Origin of the sequence: Butyricimonas synergistica DSM 23225 (assembly GCF_000379665.1) — a bacterium.
Taxonomy (GTDB): domain Bacteria; phylum Bacteroidota; class Bacteroidia; order Bacteroidales; family Marinifilaceae; genus Butyricimonas; species Butyricimonas synergistica.
Genome location: NZ_KB903368.1, coordinates 222,960 through 242,465, shown reverse-complemented (window position 1 = coordinate 242,465; position 19,506 = coordinate 222,960). Strand labels below are relative to the sequence as shown.

General features: G+C 47.2%; 12 protein-coding genes. 3 read left to right on the top strand and 9 right to left on the bottom strand.

Annotated elements, in window-relative coordinates:
• Positions 1–63 precede the first annotated feature (63 nt).
• Both A3CY_RS0115120 and A3CY_RS0115115 read left to right on the top strand, forming a co-directional pair.
• Positions 64–504, top strand: a complete 441-nt coding sequence (locus A3CY_RS0115120; RefSeq protein ID WP_155828376.1) for a hypothetical protein — start codon at positions 64–66, stop codon at positions 502–504.
• 251 nt (positions 505–755) lie between these two features.
• Positions 756–3,905, top strand: coding sequence for a golvesin C-terminal-like domain-containing protein (locus A3CY_RS0115115; RefSeq protein ID WP_155828374.1), 3,150 nt, complete (start codon positions 756–758; stop codon positions 3,903–3,905).
• Positions 3,906–3,970: 65 nt separating this feature from the next.
• Here A3CY_RS0115115 and A3CY_RS0115110 read toward each other — a convergent pair whose 3' ends face one another.
• Positions 3,971–4,801, bottom strand: coding sequence for a hypothetical protein (locus A3CY_RS0115110; RefSeq protein ID WP_018338775.1), 831 nt, complete (start codon positions 4,799–4,801; stop codon positions 3,971–3,973).
• A 293-nt stretch (positions 4,802–5,094) separates the two neighbouring features.
• On the opposite strand from A3CY_RS0115110, the gene A3CY_RS0115105 reads away from it, so the two are divergent.
• Complete coding sequence (locus A3CY_RS0115105; RefSeq protein WP_018338774.1) at positions 5,095–7,365, top strand: AsmA family protein; 2,271 nt, start codon at positions 5,095–5,097, stop codon at positions 7,363–7,365.
• A gap of 120 nt (positions 7,366–7,485) precedes the next feature.
• On the opposite strand, the gene A3CY_RS0115100 is transcribed toward A3CY_RS0115105, so the two are convergent.
• The 8 genes from A3CY_RS0115100 to A3CY_RS22160 all read right to left on the bottom strand — a co-directional run bounded on the left by A3CY_RS0115100 (position 7,486) and on the right by A3CY_RS22160 (position 19,496).
• Entirely contained in the window at positions 7,486–9,780 is a 2,295-nt protein-coding gene (locus A3CY_RS0115100) for a Gldg family protein (protein ID WP_018338773.1), read from the bottom strand.
• Positions 9,781–9,791: 11 nt separating this feature from the next.
• The gene (locus A3CY_RS0115095; protein ID WP_026207726.1) at positions 9,792–10,727 is read right to left on the bottom strand and encodes an ABC transporter ATP-binding protein; all 936 of its coding nucleotides are present in this window, start codon (positions 10,725–10,727) and stop codon (positions 9,792–9,794) included.
• Positions 10,728–10,844: 117 nt separating this feature from the next.
• On the bottom strand, positions 10,845–11,756 hold the full coding sequence (locus A3CY_RS0115090; RefSeq protein ID WP_026207725.1) for a single stranded DNA-binding domain-containing protein: 912 nt from the start codon (positions 11,754–11,756) through the stop codon (positions 10,845–10,847).
• An 11-nt stretch (positions 11,757–11,767) separates the two neighbouring features.
• Complete coding sequence (locus A3CY_RS0115085; protein ID WP_081619477.1) at positions 11,768–13,237, bottom strand: RagB/SusD family nutrient uptake outer membrane protein; 1,470 nt, start codon at positions 13,235–13,237, stop codon at positions 11,768–11,770.
• Positions 13,238–13,249: 12 nt separating this feature from the next.
• Entirely contained in the window at positions 13,250–16,933 is a 3,684-nt protein-coding gene (locus A3CY_RS0115080; protein ID WP_018338769.1) for a SusC/RagA family TonB-linked outer membrane protein, read from the bottom strand.
• Between the two features lie 85 nt (positions 16,934–17,018).
• Positions 17,019–18,191, bottom strand: coding sequence for a FecR family protein (locus A3CY_RS0115075; protein WP_018338768.1), 1,173 nt, complete (start codon positions 18,189–18,191; stop codon positions 17,019–17,021).
• 57 nt (positions 18,192–18,248) lie between these two features.
• A complete protein-coding gene (locus A3CY_RS0115070; protein WP_018338767.1) occupies positions 18,249–18,833 on the bottom strand; it encodes an RNA polymerase sigma-70 factor in 585 nt (194 codons plus the stop codon).
• Between the two features lie 33 nt (positions 18,834–18,866).
• Positions 18,867–19,496 carry a DUF6266 family protein gene (locus tag A3CY_RS22160; RefSeq protein WP_018338766.1) on the bottom strand — a complete coding sequence of 210 codons (630 nt, stop codon included), beginning with the start codon at positions 19,494–19,496 and terminating at the stop codon, positions 18,867–18,869.
• Positions 19,497–19,506: the final 10 nt, after the last annotated feature.

Below are 19,506 nucleotides of genomic sequence, written 5' to 3'. Positions count from 1 at the left end.
TCAAACAACAATAAGCGTGAGTGGCATCAGGTTTATTTTATTTATCATTTTAAATTTACATTTATGAAACGAATTCGAATAAAATCATTATTACTTTTGGTATTTTTTATCGGAACAACAAATTTATGTTTTGCGGCTACTGGATACTGGGTCAAATTTACAGCATCCATCACACCACCTTCCGGTATTCAAGCTACAATATTCATGAATATTCCCCCGGGAGCGAACGCCACTATCATTTTCGGAAATGGAACTTTTGAAATGGAATGTGATCAACCGGGATTATACACGGTCACGTTCTATGGTATTGGTTATGTATCAAAACACATTGACTTCTATGCACCATTAGATAAAAATGGAAAAATCATACCATGCGAACCGATCCAAATAGATATGATATCTTGGGATGCATGGGAAGCTCCCGCATCCTCCACACAATACAATCATTTACTTTGCTTAAATATCGGAGACGCACTAAAACCCTCTTCAATAACCCTCACTTAACCTAAAGCAGGAAGAAGATGAACTGGCATTACATATTTCACATTGCGAATTACGAACTCAAATTATTGAACCGAAGTTGGACGTTTCGGGTATTAGCGTTCATTGCAATATGCAGCATATTTTTATTCCACATAACAACACAGAGCACATATGGAGTTTACAGCTGGAGCATGGTTGCCCTCGCTTCATCCATTCCCTGGGTAAACGCCTTTCTCCTCTGTCTGGTTCTATCTTTTACCGTAATATTCACGATGACTGAACGTGTGCAGAGAAAAATACATGATACCACGGAGGTTATGCTCGTGCGTCCAGAAAGTAACCTGGAATACCTGCTCGGCAAATATCTGGGAATATGCCTTGGATTCTTCGGGCTCAGTTTGTTAGGTATCATCGTGGGAGGATGTATCAATCTATTTTCAAGTAATGCCCCGTTCAACTTCTTCCTCTATATATTTTACTACTTTACATGGATCATCCCTTCTATAGCTTTTATCACGGCTTTTTCCATTTTAATTCTACACCTTTTCCGCCACCGTTTCCCGGCTCTTGTTCTTTTACTAATTTTTCTTTTCGGCACAATCAAATATTTACCCGGGATACGTTGGGATGCTTTCGATTATCTAGCTATAAATCAAGCCAATATTTTTTCACCCATGTATGGACATGCGGATTTGTACACTTATCTTTTACATCGGTTAGCTTACATTCTATTAGCAGGAGGTTGCTTATTCCTCGCGACACGAGTTCACAAGCGTCTTTCCAATGCATTATCCGACCACCGTTCATACAACCTTACCGGACTCTTATTCATTGTTGCGGCAATAGGTATTCTTAATACACGGGCAATTCCTTTCAGACATGAGCAGTCCGTTCGTGCAACCTATCGTTCTATTTACCAAAAATACCATACACAAACACACGAATTAAAAATACCGACCCACGACATCACCTTCACTCGGGAAAAAAACACGCTAAAATTTTCCAATCGCCTAGTACTGCTAAACGAAAAAAGCCACGCCATCCCACGCTATACGCTATACCTGAACCCCGACTTGCAGGTCACCCGGTTAACCGTGAACAACACCCCCGCCCCATTTACCAGGGATCACCAAGCCATCGTGATCGACCGACAAATCCTTCCCGGTGACTCCCTCGTCTTGAATATCGACTATTCCGGCAGCATAGACGAACGCATTTGTTACCTAGACATCACCGACGACGAGTACTACAATATGACCAGAGGAGATGACGTCTATCGCTACGGACGCCGTTACATCTTTACCGATGAAAAATTCACCTTATTACTCCCCGAATGCCTATGGTACCCGGTTCTCATCCCTCCCGTGAATCTAGCGGAAACAATCATGCCTCATCGAGATTACACCCGGTTTCACCTGGAAGTAGAAACACAAAACGAACAAATTGTCCTTTCGCGAGGCGACTGTTCACACATGGGAAACAAATGGTCGTTCTCCAGCAATAAAAACATGGAAGGGCTCTCGGTATGCATAGGTCATTACGAAAAAAAATCTATCCGGGTAAGTGATTTTACCATTTTCAAAAATAGACAAATAAACACGTATAGCAACGACCAGACACAAATCACATCTCCTTTCCAAATCGAGTTATACTATTTTAAAGGACATGATTTTTTCACGACGTCATTCTCGCATCTCGACACATCACTTGTTCGGGAAACCATAGAAAAGCAAGTTGGTATTGGCGGTAGTTTCTTTTACCCCGCAAACAAACTACTCATTGTAGAAACACCCCTAACCTTCGCTTCTTACTTCAGAGTCGCTCGCGGGAAAAGCGAATACGTGCAACCCGAAATATTGTTTTATCCCGAATACGGTTGTTATTTACCCTGGCTATCTGACTTCATCTTTTTAAAAAAACACAACAAAAGCCAACAAGGTATTACCGATTTAGAAGCACGATATTTAGCATCACTCGTGGACGACTTGGATGACGTGTGGGAATTTCCACGAAGCAATCCCTTCATTCAAACATTATTTCGAACACATAACCGAAAAAGCGAAGGGAACTTACTTTCTTCCAATCCCATTTTCAGAGAACCCACGGGTTGTATCTACTCCCCGCACTATCCCGTGTTAAATATTGCCTTAAAAAGATTACTGAAGGAAGGTTCCGCTTCCATGAACAGCCACGAACACGAAGAAGTATGCGAATACCTCTCGACACGAAGCTTGGAGGATGCGGTAAAGGACTCCCGGTTAGACCCGTGGTTATTAAACGAGATTATCAAGCAAAAAGGATTCGAATTAGGAAATTACATTATGGCACAAGGGATCACGTGGACTAATTTTTCCAACTACATGGAAGATTTTTACCTTCGTTTCCCACATGAAGTTTCTTTTGAAGAATTCAACCAAGACCTAAAATCAACCCTCCATGCCGATTTATCCGGTTACTTGGAAGAATGGTACACCTCCAAACAATTACCTGTATTTCTAGTAAAAGATATCAAGAATAAACTCATTAAAATTCAAGGAAAACCAAGAATAAAAAGTTCAGTGAAAATATACAACCCGTCAGCTTGCGGAGGTTTCATCTCTCTTGGCGACTTTTACAACCTATACACGTATTACATTCCTCCCAAGACAAGTAAAAAAATCAAATTACTTCTGGACAGCGAATGTCAAATACACATGGGACTCTCGCTCAACCGTCCTAGAATAATCACTCCTGCCCGTTGGAGCTCTTCCATGAGAACCGCACACGAGATTACGCAAGACAGTATTTGTGGTGTTTTCGATATTTCGCCGGACGAATTCAATTCCGAAAAAGAGATAATCATAGTAGATAACGAAAACTCGAATTTTCATTTGAAAGGGGCAACGATAGGTTGGCTTCAACAATTATGGGGACGAACGGAAACCAGGCAAGCAAGTAACTACATTCAACCGGGAATAACAGGTTGGGGCAAACTAATTTCCGACATACTCTACGGGGATACCATTAAAAGTGCTTTTTACAAATTCTGTGACAGAGGCAATTATGAAGCCGAATGGCGTGTAAATATCCCGGATTCGGGGCTTTATCTTCTACAAGCCTATGTAGTAGAAAAGACCATAGGACAAATAAATACCCATGCCAAAGATACACGTTATCATTACACCGTTATTCACGGGCATCAGAAAGAAAACATCGAAATCGATATGGAAAACCAACCTAGAGGTTGGTTTTCCATTGGAGAATTCAATTTACTTAAAGGGGAAGTAAAAGTCATCCTGAACGACAAAGGGTCCAACCCGGAACATTTAGTCGTCGCAGACGCCATCAAGTGGGAAAAAATAAACAAACGGGAAAAGGGGAACAAACAAGAAAAAACAAGTAAAGAGCAATTATTAAAACAGATATTAAAAGGAAAAATATAATCACTTACACGAAAAAAGGCTGTCCGTTAGTTTCGGACAGCCCTTCAAATTCATTTTGATTTATCCTAATTAATCATCTGCGACAACTTCTTTGCTTTCTCCAACAACACCTGGTTAGAAGACTGCTCTGCCACGGAAGTTGCGATTTGAGCGTATTTCTTTGCCACATCGCCGAACCCGCATTTGCTTGAAATCAAGACATAGTTATAAATGGCATCGAAATCCTTTTTAGACTCCACCGTCTTGCCTGCCCACAATTGGATAACCTTCAAACGGGAAACGTCATTCATGATCTCCAGAGCACCATCGGTGATCTCTTTAATCATTTTCCGGTTTTCCGGGAAATAACGAAACAACTTACGAGCCTTGTAGAAATAATCTTCAGACTTCCGTTCCGCACGCAACTGCTTGATGTAAAAATAATCCGAAACCACGTCATAATGCTCGTAACCCGTGTTCTTCAGGAAATCCAGGTACTTGTTATACTCCGTCCGGTTACTGTTATAATACCGTTCCAAGTGCCCCACGAACACGTTATCCAGTTTCTGGAACACATCGTCTTTGGAAAAACGCTGTATAAACTTTGATTGATTGTTAAACACATATTTAATTTGTGGCGCATTCACGTCATCCACAAAGTCACGGATAATCGACCAATTATAATCTTTCAGATAATCAGCTTCCTGTTGTGTCTGAAAATACTTGTTCACAACGTCACCACTCGGTTTGCCCTGACTCTTCAACTCCTTCAACAACTTGATGGTGGTCTGTGGGTCCGCAGGATTCGCTTCGAACCTCTTCACTAAATTATCCAATGAATCCATCTCCTTCTCGTGAGCTTGCACTCCAACAAGATTGAATAATAAAACTCCTACGATTAATACAATTTTCAACATACTACTTGATACATTAATTTGAACTACATCCTTATAACACCCAAAAGGGCAAAAAGGGTGACTCTAAACGGCATTTTAACTTAATATTTAACATGAATTAATTATTTTACTTACAAAACGAAACCAAACACCCCGCTTAAATAAAAATCTATAACCTTTAGACCTCTTTTCATTTATTCAGAGAAAATGGTAACGTAAACACTGTTAAATACGTATATAAAACCGATAAGGTTTCACCTTTTTACTCTAGTTTTGCTCTTATATATATTGAACATTTTATTTTAGAAAAAATCATGAAGAAGTTTATTAAAATACTAGGCATCACGTTGATAATTATTGCATTTTTAGTTATAATTTGTGCAATTATCGCACCGCCTATCGCTAAAAACTATATTAACAAACACGGGAAAGAACTCGTTGGCAGGAAAATCCAGATCAACGGGCTTTACTCGAACCTTTTCACGGGCTACAACCGGATGACGGACTTTACCCTCTACGAACCGGATGACAGCACGGCGTTCGTGTCATTTGACACCCTTGTGGTCGACTTATCCCTGTATCGCCTGCTCGCCAATGAATTGCGGGTAAATGAAATCACCCTCGTGCACCCACAAATCATGGTATGGCAAAAGGGCGACACGTTCAATTTCAACGACTTGCTGGCACTAGCCTCATCCGACACCACGGAAGTCGCCGTCCCGAAAGACACCACCACCTTCTCCCCGATGGCAATAGCCATCAACAATATAAACTTGCGGGAAGGGCGGGTATACTATGAAGACCGGGTACGCCAATCCGTTTGGGACATGGAAGACATGAACCTCCATATTCCCGGCATTTACTTCAGCGGGGAAAACACCAACGTGGGTATCAACTTGAATTTCAGCAACGGCGGAAGCCTGCAAACTCAAACCGAGTACAACCTGACGGACGGAGATTACCTCGTTCACTTGAATCTCCAAGACCTTGCCATTGACAACCTGCAAGCCTACCTGACCGATTATCTGAATATCAGCAAACTCGACGGGCTACTATCCGCAGACATGGATATCACGGGCAACGTGAACCACCTTCTCGACCTTTCCGTCAAAGGACAAACCGGACTGAAAAACCTATCCCTTACGGATACATACCAAAAGAACGTGCTCACCCTCGATACCATTGGGATCGATATACAGGAGATCAACCCGTCGACAAGTATCTTCTACTTCAACACCCTCCTTCTGCGAGGACTATCGACCTCGTTCGACCTGTACAAGGATCACAACAACCTGACCGACCTCATGAAAGCATCTCCCGCCGACACCACCCAAAACACGACAGCTACCGACACCGTGCCGGAAACACCCATGCACTTGAAATTGGGCAAACTCGACATCGCCGATTGCTCGTTCACGTTCAACGACCACACCCTGACGAAACCGTTCACTTTCCCGATGACACACATCTCCGTGCAAGCGGATTCCGTCACATTATCCGGAACGAACCACATCGTGATGAAGATGGACATGGGGCAAGGCGGAAACGCATTCCTCAACTGGAAAGGGAAACTCGACGACATCAGCAACCTGATGCTGACGCTAAGTATCAAGAACGTCGACCTGCGTGGTTTCGACCCGTATTGCCTCGACTACTTCGCCTACCCGATACGCAAGGGGATACTTGCCTTCACCAGCGTGAACGTCATCAACAACAATATGCTTGAAGGACGCAACACGGCGGACGCCTTCCGTTTCGAATTGGAAAACAAACGCAAGGAATTGCAACCGGAATATAACCTCCCGATGAAAACCGCCCTTTACCTGATCAAGGACAAGGACGACAAAATCAACATGGAACTCCCGGTGAAAGGTAACATTACCTCCCCGGAATTTTCCTACCGGAAACTGATCTTCAAGACATTGACCAACCTGCTTGTGAAAATAGCCGTTTCCCCGGTCACCTTCATGGCAAATTCATTAGGATTATCCCCGGATAAATTGCAATCCATCCCGCTCGAAGCTTGCCAATGGGAATTTACCTCCGAACAATTCTCCACGCTCAACGACCTGGCAAAAATCATCCAAAGCAAACCCGCCATGACCCTCGTGTTAGAGCAACAGATCAACCTCCCGCAAGCACGGGAAGAACTGGCTCTGTTCAACGCCAAAAAGAAATATTACCTGTCCCAGCACCCGGAAAAAAGCGACTCGACCCTCGTGGCAATCGACTACGCCAAGATCATGGAGATCGAAACCAAAGACCCGGGACTGAACACCTATCTTTCCGGGATCGTCGCCCCCGAACATCAAAACAATTCCGTAACCGACAAAGCATTGACTCTCGTCCCGACACAAACCTTACAGGATCAAATCGACCGCTTTATCAGCCTGAGAAACCAAAAAGCCACCGCATACCTCATCAGCCAAGGAATACCCGCGGCAAACCTCCGGGTAGAAACGATGAAACCGGAAGCCCTGAACGTTTACAACGGGAAAAACCAGTACAAAATCAACCTTGTTCTGGCAGAAGATGAGCAAGCCCAAGAAGAAGCGGCAACTACACCCGTAACGGCAAAAAAATAACCCCGATTCCCGGGTAAAACAGAAAAAGAGGCGATCTGAAAAAGTCTTACCTATCAGATCACCTCTTCTATTTTCAATCCCGTTTTTCAAAAAAACATGAAAGGAATTCAAAAAATAATTCTATTTCCTTTGCCTGCGCAAAAGCAAAATCATCCCGAACAACAACAAAACAGCGGGAAGAATCCACTTCACGGACACCTTCACCCACGTCCCCGAAGTGATTCCCAAATACACTTTATTGTCTATCGGATTCGGGTGCCGTATATCTACCGGCAACTCCTCGTCGGACAACCAACAAAATGCCCCTTGAATCAACGAAAAATTAGAAGCCCGAATACCTCGCCGGGCTGCAGAAAGCTCACCCATGCTAATACAATCGGCATCACCCAGTACCAACACCCGTTGGTTTCGCCCGTTACACTCTCTTTCAAGGGCCATCGCCGTCACCATTTGGGCTTCCCTCTCCCCTGCCGCGGGATTCAACCTCACGGTTTCATTCACGAAATCACTTGTTTCCAATTCGTTCCAGCAACCGGAATCCCGGGATACCAACAAAGGTACCATCCGGAATCCCTTATCCGCCACCGAATCAATCCCCATAGCTCCCGGCATGGTAAAGATCATACGCCGCCAACCGGCATTCACCCTGCTTAACCTCGCTCCTGCCAACGTCGAGCGAACCACCAGCAAATCGGCAGGATACTCCTCCATCGGTTGCACCAAAGTACCCGGAACATACCGAAGCCCGAACTTCTCCAATACCGGAGCCAAATGCTCATCGTGCTTCGGTTCCCCGGCTACAATCAAATTATTCCCCCGGTCAATATAATCCGACAACTGCTCCAGCTCCCACTCCTCAAACGCTTCCAACGGGTCGGCGATCACGAGAATATCAATATCCCGCAAATTATCCTTTTCCGGCTGCAACTCGGACTCTACCACATCAAACCCCTGGTTCAACAACGCATACCTGAAATATCGCCCGTATGCGAACAAAGAATAATCCCGATTCCTGTTTTTCGTGATAGAACGCTCCCCGTGCCCCTTCAAGAAACCCACTTTAGGCAACTTCATCACCATACGCTTCAACGTTGCGGAAACCTCCGTCTCCGAAGGATGCTTCTGCATATCATTAAATATCCTTAAACGAGCGGTTTGACCGTTATCCCTTTCCAGTATACGGACAAAATGATTGCCCTCCCCCGAGAGATCCACGAGTTCCCGTATCTGCTCCGGGGTCAAATAATCATCCAGATTCAGGTTAGCCGCCTTCACCACCTTTTTCGCCTTCTCCTCGGCGCTCATACCGGGATACATCTGCTCCAGTTTCGGGTTATCCACCTCGTCATAATAAAAAACATACTTCATCTCGATATCCGGCTTAAACCGGATATACTTCTCGAACAAAGCCATATCCCCCAAAACACCCTTCTTCGAAAAAGAATAAATATTATCCAAAAGATTCACGTAAGTCGTGATCGTCATTCCTCCATCCAGCCGTTTCACGATATCCTGGCTCTCCTCGGAAATCGTGTTCGCCTTCGTGTAAGTCCCGTCATAATACCCCTTCAACACCGGGCGGGAAGTCACGTATCCGGCAAGCATCGCCACCACGAACACTCCCCCGTAACGCGCCATCTTGGACAAACCGGAATAACGGGCTCGCCCCAACTGGATTTTCAAAAAACAAAACGAAAGAAACATCGTGATCACGATAACGAAATACAACACATCCTCGCTACAAACCATGCCTCGCAAGAACGTGCTCACCCGGCCTCCAAGAGAAAGCCAATACGTGATATCCCGCACGAACTCGATATCCTGTCCTACCTTCCCGACCAGATTCAACAAGGTGAACACGACAAAAGTACCCAAAGCGGCAACAATCTGGTACGAAGTCAACGAGGACATAAAAAGCCCGATAGCCGCATAAGCGCCCAGCAACAAATACAACCCCAACAACCCGATCAACACCGGTCGCCAGTCAAAATTTTCAATCGTCACCCAACCGATACTGACATACACCCCGAGAACAAGTATCAAAATAAACCCGTAAATCATAATACCGACATACTTCCCAAGCGCAATATGCCAACTGCTGATCGGGGCAGAGAAAAGCAATTTCACGGAACCCCGGCTAAACTCCTGGCTCAACAACCCCATCGTCAACAAAGGAATATAAAGATACAAAGAACTGGATACCCCACGCAACAGACCACCCATTCCCCCGTAATATACCCTCGCCGTCAAATTCGTTAAATGCCGCCCCAACTCCTGGAAGCGTCCCAACGACCCCATCATCTCCCCGAAATTTATCCCCATCTGCAACATAAAAATAATCAGTATAAACCACGCTATCGGGGAATAGAAAAGGTTAGCTAACTCTAATTTCGCTATCTTATATATTGTTTTCATCCTTCCACTTTTTATAATTCACGAATCTCTTTATTTGACAATTTGGCGAACACCGCATCCAAAGAACTCTTCTCGAAATGAATCTCTTCCAACTCCCAGCCATGCTTCACGCTGCTCTTCACCACCTCTTTGGACGCATCCCGCCCGCCATCAAACCACAAGCGATAACTCCTCTCGTTCACCTTCTTCACCCGGGTGATTCCCTCCACTGCCAGTAACTCCTCCTCCAGAGGCGGACGCCCGAAACACGCCAAAAGCGTGTTCGGCTTGATATAATTATCAAAATCATCCACCGTGCCGGAGAAAACAACACGCCCGCACTCGATCATCTTTATATCCCGGCAAGTAGCCTGCACCTCCGACAAAATATGAGTGGAAAGCAAAACCGTACGGTCCGAAGCGATCTCTCGAATCAAATTACGGACCTCCACGATCTGGTTCGGGTCCAAACCATTGGTCGGCTCATCCAATATCACAAACTTAGGATCATGCACGATAGCTTGCGCGATCCCCACCCTTTGCTGGTAACCCCCGGATAAATTCCGTATCAGACGGTCCTTGAAATGCGTGATGCCGCAACGTGCCATCGCCCGGTTCACCGCCGATTGAATATCTTTTTTAGCGACAAACCGCAAATCCGCACAAAACCGCAAATACTCCTCTACATTCAAATCCGGGTAAAGAGGCGGTTTTTGAGGCAAAAAACCGATATTCCTCTTCGCCTCCACGGGATGTTCCCTCAAATTAACCCCGTCGATGAACACCTCTCCGCGAGTCTGATTCAATACCCCGCAAATAATATTCATCGTGGTTGACTTACCCGCGCCGTTCGATCCCAACAACCCCACGATACCCCCTGCTTCAATCTCAAAATTAATATCTTCTATCGCCCACTGCACCGCGTAACGATGAGATAAATGTTCCACTCTTACAATTGGATTTTTCATACAATTCATTTACATACAACATATTATTTCTTATACAGGAAGTCTATAAGATCCATAAAGCCACAGGAGTCCATGGACCTTCGACCTTATGGACCTTACAAACTTTATAGACTAAACTTACCTCCTAAGCCCCATATCCACGGCGATCGCCTTGATCATATCATATTTTTCGAGGCATCCGTTGAAACCCGCGTTCCGCTCCGCGAATCCCTCGTCATCGCCCAGCAACACCTCTATCAGGTAACCGCACACGTCATCCTTGTACTCCGGGGTATACCTCTTACTCTGCCACCAGCGCAAGAAACCGGCTTCCCTCGGGTCCGTAGCCGCACCATTTGATCCGGCATTATAATTCGGGATATTCGTCTTAAATTTCGTGATAAGATCCGAATACACGTCTTTCTTTTTACACAACACGAAACTCACGTTGAAAAATGCATCCAAATCCTTGGGATAATACGCTTGGATACTATCATACACCTCCTCGGCAACCACCTCCCAAGCCAAACGCTCCTGCTCCTCCTCGGACATCGCATCCATTTCTGCCACCCGGCCGATAACCGTCGTATTCATCCCTTTGCGAGCTCCCACGACATCCGTATAAAACTCCTTTTGACGCAACTGGTCCACCAAAAGATAACACGCCGAGCGATACCCCTTCGGGAGCTTGGGATACACCTTATCCCGGAACAACTCTACCCCCTTCTTCAATTTTTCCCGGTCCGTCGACTTCGTGAATGTCCACAACTTAGACATACTCTCTATCATGTAATTCGGGTTCAATATCGAGTAAAGCGTGTACTCCCCACCCCATTCATTCACCTCCGTACGGCTCCGAATCGTATCCTTGTAAAAAAGAGGAATCCCCGTGGACTTATAAACCTCATAAATCAAATGGTCCAACTCGTCATCGCTATCCTCCACCACGTACCACTCCATATCCTTGTAAGAAACATGAGTATCCTGATCATCCCGGTTACAAGCCGCCAGCCCGCAACACAGCATCCATACAAATAAAATCTTTTTCATCTCTCTCTTTTTTAATATTCAACCAAAGGCGCACCCTCCCTCTCGTTTGCGACCAACGTACCGTCATTAAAAGTAATCGCGTACTCCGGTATCGGCCATACCCAATTCCCGCTATTTTCAGAATAAGGAGCCAACCTGTAATAACCGACCCGTGTCGAGTTATTCACGTACTCGTGTATAATCTCTTTCTCTTCCGGGAAAGTCGGGTGAACAGCGTAACGCCGCAAATCAAACCAACGATGCCCCTCACCGCACAACTCCAAACGGCGTTCCAGACGGACAAAATCAACCAACTCCTGCTGGCTCGTGGGAATCACATCCGTCGTTCCCTCCACCAAACGCTTTTCCCTCAACGCCCTCAACACCTCTACCGCCTCCTCCGTGCGTCCCAACATCACCAAAGCCTCCGCCTTATTCAAGTACACCTCCGGCAACCGAAGCAAAAACTCGCTCGAAACCATTGTCGAAACAACCGGCGTCAAAGACGAATATTTCAACCAAATCCACCCGACATTCCTCACGTTATTAAACCAATGGGAATACCTCAAATCGACATCCGCGTCATATTTCCCCAGCAAATCCTGTGTCAGCATATAAGTAGCCACCATGGTTTGTCCCATGAATATCGGGTTTCGTGCACTACACTTTCCCTGCGTGAATATCGTTTCCGGGGAATCCAGAAAAATAAAATCTTTTTTAGGCTCATGGTCATTAATATCCAACAAACTGTAACGTCTACTCTTTAAGACAGAATCGCACATCGCGACACAATTCTTCCAGTTCTCCTCACCCGCCATGTACAAGTACACCCGGCTCAACATGGCACGTGCCGCATCCACATTCGCCCTTCTCTTCGTCGTTTGCGTCGTCCCATCCAGATAAGTAGCCGCAATCTTCAAATCGGAAATAATCGAAGCGTACACTTCTGCCACGGGAGTCCGCTCATAATGCTTGTCCTCCACGTACTCCGTCAACTTCAACGGCACACCTGGCTCACTCGCCGCCGTCTTGATGTCATACGGTTTCGCGTACAAATTCACCAGATAAAAATAATCCATCCCCCGCAAGAAATAAGCCTCTCCTCTCGCTTTTCTATATGCTTCGCCTTCCGATGCGAAATCCTCCGCCTTCGTCATCACCACATTAATCGCCGCTAAATTTTTATAAAACGTCGACCATACCCCGTCCTTCTGCTCCACCCCCGCGCCCGACACGAAAGGATTAGCCAACCAGTAATGGAACCCCCAATACCCCGGCGTCGTGGACTTTCTCACGTACTCCGTGTCGTCATCCATCACGTGCAACATGGGCAACAAATCCGACGTGTTTGAAAAATAACAACTTCCCACCAAAAGCTCGTTCAAATCATCCACGGTCTGTATATAAGTCAAATCCTGCGAGTACTCCTCCAAAAAACCGCTGCAAGCGGGGAAGAAGCTACCCAAGAAACACCACCACAAAACATAAATCATCTTTCTCATAACCTTACACGATTAAAAAGTTACATTCAAACTAAACGAATACGTGGGACGCACGGACTGCGCGATTTTCGTCGAACTACCCGTTTGCGTGGAAGGATCCTGCCCCTTCAACGCCTTCGCCCCCCAGGTGTACAAATTTGTCCCCGACAAACTCACGTAAGCACTTTTCATGAACAACCGGTTACACAACTTCGCCGGCACATTATAGCGCAACGACATCGATTGTATTTTCAGGTAATTCCCGCTCACGACACGGATATCCGAGTAATCATACATTTGCCAGATATTCGACCCGAACGAATAGGTCGCGTTACGCCACCAATTGTTCGTCAAAGACTTCACGAACTCATCATCCGATATAATCCCCGGCACATTCGTGTACGCCTCGTCCCCCGGGCTCTTCCAACGCCTTAAAAACTCCCGGCGGACATTCTCCATCGGCTGGGGTGCCAACGTTCCGTTCTCCTTGGCAATATTCGGGTACATCCTCAACAATCGCACCTTGGAACCGATACTGTAACTCAAATTCACGGCAAACGTGAATCCTCTATAAGAGAATGTATTGCGGACACCTCCTTGCAACTTCGGCACGCGGCAACCGGAATAATCCATCACTTCCAGGAACACCTGCTCCTTCGTCATCTCCTCGTAACGGCTCTTGTTCGTGATCACCTCACCATCTTCTCCCAGCACTTCCTCGCCATTCACCGTGTAATTAACCTCTGTGCCGCTGAACATCGGGCGCCCGTCCGCCGGATCCAAACCCGCGAAACGGTAAGAGAAGAAACTGTTCAACGGCCGACCGGCAACCTCCACCCTTCCATTCAAATAATCCGTGTAAGTAATATTATCCTCGTCGCGCAAACTCTGCTTCTTGCCGTTATTTATAGCTTTGTTAAGCAACTTGTTGATCACCTGCCCGAACTGGGGATCAAAACTCCAGCGAAAACCATTTTTCGAACCGCCGCCAAACGTGTTCACCGGGATGAAATTCAACGCGAGTTCCACGCCACGGTTCGTCAGCGTACCCTTGTTCACCACGTAAGCGTTTATCCCGTTCACCTCCGAAACCTTCTTGCTCAAGAATGCATCCCTCGTCTTCTTGTAATAGTAAGAAACAGATCCCCGGATCTTATTCTTTAAAAACGAGAAATCCAAAGTCGTGTTCACGCTGGAAATTTTCTCCCACTTCAACAAAGGATTAGGATATTTGTAAATACTGGAAGCATACTCTTCAAAATACTTATCATGCGTTCCCCGCTTTATCACGGTTTCCACCGTTTCCGAATCCAGCATATTCCCCTGGTAACCGAATGAAGCCCGCAAAGCCAACGTGTTCACCCAATTGGCTCGCTCCATGAACGCCTCCTTCAAATTAAGCCTCCCGGAAACCGACCAGATCGGCAAAAACTTGTCATTCGCCCGGGAACCGAACTTGTTCGAGGCATCCACGCGGGTATTAAAATTCAACGTGTAATAATCCTTGTAACTGTACGACAACGTGAAATACCCCGAAATCATATTCGTCAATTGATCCGAGCGAATCCCCTTCGCTTCCGGCGTCTGCAACCACTCCGCGTACTTCACGTACTTCTTCAAATCAACTTCCGCCATCTGCAACCCGCGCTCCTTCAAAAAACCGCGGTAAGTCTGCTCCAGCCCCTTGTACTTGTTAGAAGACATCTCCCCTCCCAAAGCCGCCACGATCATGTGATCCTGTGCACCATCCAAATACTTGTTGAAATTCAACTGTCCCCTCAAAGTATAGGCGTTCCTTCTCGTGTTTTTCTCCTGCAATTCCCCACCCACGGGCAATCTATTATAATTAAGATTCTCCGAACCGTCCGGCATATTCGACCTCAACCTCCTGCAATAATAAGTATCCTCCCCGTGCCAGATATCCTGCTCCGTGTTATTCACCGAATAAGAAAGCGTCAAGGCAAGCTTCAACGGGTCCATGATACGGTAACCCAGCGTCCCGGTAAAAGTCATCCCGTGAGAATCAATATCCTGCGTGCTGTTCTCCACCTCCTTCAGGATATTAAACAACTGCTCGTAACCCGTATTATCGTTTCCTTCCCGCGCGTAATACCAGTAATCGCCCGACTCCGTGTAAGCGGGAAGAGCCCGCGTCGTGTTGTAAGCGTACTCCGTCACGCCCACGTCCGAAGGCGTGTACCTCTTCTCGCCCACGTTTCCCTTCATATCAAAATGCAAATCGAAACGGTTGTAATTCACATCCACCTTCAGGCTGACCGAATACAACTTATTTTTCTCCCTTCGCTCGGCACCCTTCATATCGCTATACCCCACGGAAGCGTAATACTTCGTCTTGTCCGTTCCGCCCGACAAACTCAGCGTGTGCTTATGCGAGAATGAATTTTGCATCAACAAATCGAACCAATCCGTGTTCACCCGCTCGTAATACCCCACGTCCTGCTGGAACTTCTCGAAAGAAATCTCTCCCCGGTAATACTTCCTGATCGCTTCCTCGTACCCGATCCAAGTCTTAATTGTCGGGTAAACCGTCTGCTTGGCAATCAACTCCCGCGAGAAATCAATCCGCTCCTCGCTATTCATCACGTTCACCGCGCGGTCCGTGTAATAAGGGCGACGGGTATACGTGCCGGAAAACGAATACGACACCGAGGGCGGCCCCGCCTTTCCCTTCTTCGTCGTGATCACGATCACGCCATTCCCCGCCCGGGCACCGTATATAGCCGTTGCCGAGGCATCTTTCAACACATCGATCTGCTCGATATCCTCCGGGTTCAAGCCGGATATGGCATTCCCCAGCAAATTCACGAAATCCAAATCATTAATTTGCGAGGGATCCACGTTCACCGGATTCTCCTGCACGATCCCGTCAATCACCCACAATGGCTCCTGCGACCCCAACACGGTGGAAGTCCCCCTCACCCGCAAACGCGGCGCGGCACCAATCTGTCCCGTGTTCTGCATGAAAACCATCCCCGGCACGTACCCCTCCAGCATCTGGTCTATCGTCTGCAACCCCGGAGCCATAATATCCGCTGCCTTGATCGTGGTGACAGCGCTGGTATTCTTTCTCGGGTCTATCGACTGGTAACCCGTTTGCACCAACACCTCCTCCAGTTCAGCGACATTCTCCCGCATCACCACGTCGATCGTGTCCTTGCCCGCGTACTTCACCTCCACCGTTTCCATCCCGATAAAAGAAAACACGATAACCGGCTTCTCCACCCGAGGGAAAACCAACTTATACTTCCCGTCCTTATCCGTGGCAGTACCCAAACGAATACCCTTCACTGCCACCGTCACCCCCGGCAACGGGTTCCCACGCTCGTCCCTCACGCTCCCGCTCAAACTCAAGTTCCCCGGTTCATTCCTCTTTCCCTTCTCCTTGATAATAATAGACTTCATCTCAAACTTGTACTCGAACCGCGTTCCGGCAAACAACTTCGCCATCACCTCCTCCACCGCCACATCCCTCATCTGAAGCGTCACCGTACCAAGCTCCTTCAACTGCAACGCCCCATACACGAAATCCAACCCCGTCTGCCTGTTAATAGATTTAAACACGTCCTGAACACCGACATCTTTCACGTCGATCGTCACCTTCTGGTGTTGCGCCATAATTCCCGTCGAAAACAACAAAAACAACAGCAAAACACACCCTCTCGCGACATAAATTCCCGATTCTTCAAATTTTTTCATAACTTTGTAATTTGTTTGACATTTTGATGCAAACGCATCAATTTACAACCGGTAGTTAGCCCAATAACTGCCGGTTTTATCTTTATCACGTGCCCACGGTCACGACATTCCCGTTCAACTGGAATCGCACGACAGCCGTTTCCCCTATCAAATGCAACACGTTACCCACCTCCGTGTAACGGGTAATCACACCCGTGAAAGTTTGTTTCTTCACCCGTTCGTCAGTATAAAAAACTTTTATACCATACCAGTTACTCAACCGCAACATAATCTCCTCGATAGGTTCATCCTCGAACACGAACTTACCCTCCTTCCACGCCGTGTACACATAGGGGTCCACCTTCCTCACCTTCACCTCCCGCGTACCCTCGAAACACTCCGCCATATCACTCGGGCTCAACACAACCTCCTTGCCCGAGCCCGCAACCCGTATTCCCACCTTACCGTCGACAAGCACGGTCCGCACCACATCCGCCCCGTAATTATTCACGTTAAACCGCGTACCGTAAACCGTCACTTCCACCCCGTTCGCCACCACCACGAACGGACGTCCCGGATCGTGCTCCACCTCGAAATAAGCCTCCCCACTCAAATACACCTCCCGGCAATCCTCCTTGAATATCTCCGGGTAACGCAACTCCGTCAAGGCATTCAACCACACCCGGGATCCGTCGGACAACACCACCTGATACTCGCCCCCGACCGGCGTCGCCAACGTGTTATACCGCTCCTCGCCCTCGTTCTCACCCTCGCCCAACTCGTAAGCGATGCTCTCTCCCGAACCAACAACACGCAACTGCCCTGCCAGTTGTATATCCACATCCCGATTCGGTTGCAAGGCAATCGTATCCCCGCCCGCGATAGTCAATATCACCTGACGGGTACCCGGGTACACCGGTTCCTCGCTCAAAAGCACCCGCGTATCCTCACGGGCAAACTCGTGCCACGACAAATAAACAACAATCAAAACAGGAATAAACACCACGGCAGCGTACTTGTACCATCCCATCCTCCGGACGAAACGCCTTTCTTTTCCCCCGGGCTGTTGCCGCATGAAATTCCGGAACCGTTCCAACTCCTCCCGTTTCCGCTCCGGGGTGACACGCGGACCGTTCACCAGATTCCACACCTTCCGCAACTGCCGAAAATACTTCCTGTTGCCCGGCTCCCTCACCCACTCTACCACACGGCGAACTTCCCCGGGAGAAGCCTTCCCGTCAAGCACTCGCCATATCAATTTATCCATTTCGTTTGCCATAGTACTTTCCTTTATACCTATATGACAACCCAGAAAAGGATAACCCCTACGCCCGAATCAAAAATTTGTAATAAAAATAACACAAAGTAACCATTCCAAATCCTTCCGCAAACGGGATAAAGCCTTAGTCATTTGTGCTTCAACCGTTTTCACGGAAATATTCAACCTATCCGCAATCTCCTTGTTCGACAACTCCTCCATTTTACTCAAGACGAACACCTCCCGGCAACGCTCCGGCAACCGATCCACCGCCTCGTCAAGCGCCTTTCTCAGATCCTGCTCCAGCAATTCCACCTCCACCTCCGGCCGCTGCACCACCTCCTCGAAATAAAAATCCAGCATCTCCCGGTCGATATAATTACGCACCACCTTTTGATGCTTGATCGCGTTCAGGCAACTATTATACACCGACTTATACAAATACGACTTGATCGACAGCCGTACATCCAACCCTTTTCTCTCCTCGTAAAGCTTGCAAAACGTGCTCTGCACCAAATCGTTTGCCAACTCCGCCTCCCTCACGATACGCCCGGCATAATTCACCAAACCGTCATAATAATTATCAAAAAGATACACGAATGCCCTTTCCTCACCGCTCCGCAAGGACTTCACCAACATATCACTATCCTGAAAATCATCCATCTTACAACATCTTTACAAACCACCACCTCTCGTTCAACTCCTGCACACGCCCAACGTCCCCGATGCCTTCTTCCCGTCGGCACTCACGGCAAAGCCATACACCACCAACTTTCCCGCATCCCACTTCTCCGGCAACTTCCACGCCAGTTCCCCGCTTATTCCCCTCGTCCCCAACTCCACCCCCCTACACTTCCGCAAATCGCTCTCGTACACCACCCCGTACAAACGGTCATCCTTGAACATATAAGGCATCAACGGCTGCCGTTCCCAACGAAACACCACCTGCCGCTCCTCCACACGCACCTCCGCCCGTATCGATGGCAACGCCAACTCCCCGGCTGAAAGCGAAAGGGACAACAAATCGCACGTCACGTTCAAATCATCATCCACCTCCACTTTTTTGATATTCTCTCTCAAGAAACCATTCAAACATGCCTTATTCGACGAAGTACAAAACCCCAAGGGCAATACCCCGACAAATCCCCACCTGAGTTTAACTACCACCTTCATCCGCAAACGCTGCTTCAATTGTGCCAAAGACTTCGGGTCCCGCACGATAAAAGTCTTTGCCCGCACCACCTGCTTGTCACCCAATTTATACGCAGTCACGTTTCCCACGGACCCCGACAAATCCCGAAAAATAGTCGAATCGAATATAGCCATAACCGTTCCT

Bases quoted from the DNA above. Each gene is read 5' to 3' on its own strand.
- A3CY_RS0115120 (WP_155828376.1), top strand. From the start codon at position 64: ATGAAACGAATTCGAATAAAATCATTATTACTTTTGGTATTTTTTATC.
- A3CY_RS0115110 (WP_018338775.1), bottom strand. From the start codon at position 4,801: ATGTTGAAAATTGTATTAATCGTAGGAGTTTTATTATTCAATCTTGTT.
- A3CY_RS0115090 (WP_026207725.1), bottom strand. From the start codon at position 11,756: ATGAAAAAGATTTTATTTGTATGGATGCTGTGTTGCGGGCTGGCGGCT.
- A3CY_RS0115115 (WP_155828374.1), top strand. From the start codon at position 756: ATGACTGAACGTGTGCAGAGAAAAATACATGATACCACGGAGGTTATG.
- A3CY_RS0115075 (WP_018338768.1), bottom strand. From the start codon at position 18,191: ATGGCAAACGAAATGGATAAATTGATATGGCGAGTGCTTGACGGGAAG.
- A3CY_RS0115070 (WP_018338767.1), bottom strand. From the start codon at position 18,833: ATGGATGATTTTCAGGATAGTGATATGTTGGTGAAGTCCTTGCGGAGC.
- A3CY_RS0115100 (WP_018338773.1), bottom strand. From the start codon at position 9,780: ATGAAAACAATATATAAGATAGCGAAATTAGAGTTAGCTAACCTTTTC.
- A3CY_RS0115080 (WP_018338769.1), bottom strand. From the start codon at position 16,933: ATGAAAAAATTTGAAGAATCGGGAATTTATGTCGCGAGAGGGTGTGTT.
- A3CY_RS0115105 (WP_018338774.1), top strand. From the start codon at position 5,095: ATGAAGAAGTTTATTAAAATACTAGGCATCACGTTGATAATTATTGCA.
- A3CY_RS22160 (WP_018338766.1), bottom strand. From the start codon at position 19,496: ATGGCTATATTCGATTCGACTATTTTTCGGGATTTGTCGGGGTCCGTG.
- A3CY_RS0115095 (WP_026207726.1), bottom strand. From the start codon at position 10,727: ATGAAAAATCCAATTGTAAGAGTGGAACATTTATCTCATCGTTACGCG.
- A3CY_RS0115085 (WP_081619477.1), bottom strand. From the start codon at position 13,237: ATGAGAAAGATGATTTATGTTTTGTGGTGGTGTTTCTTGGGTAGCTTC.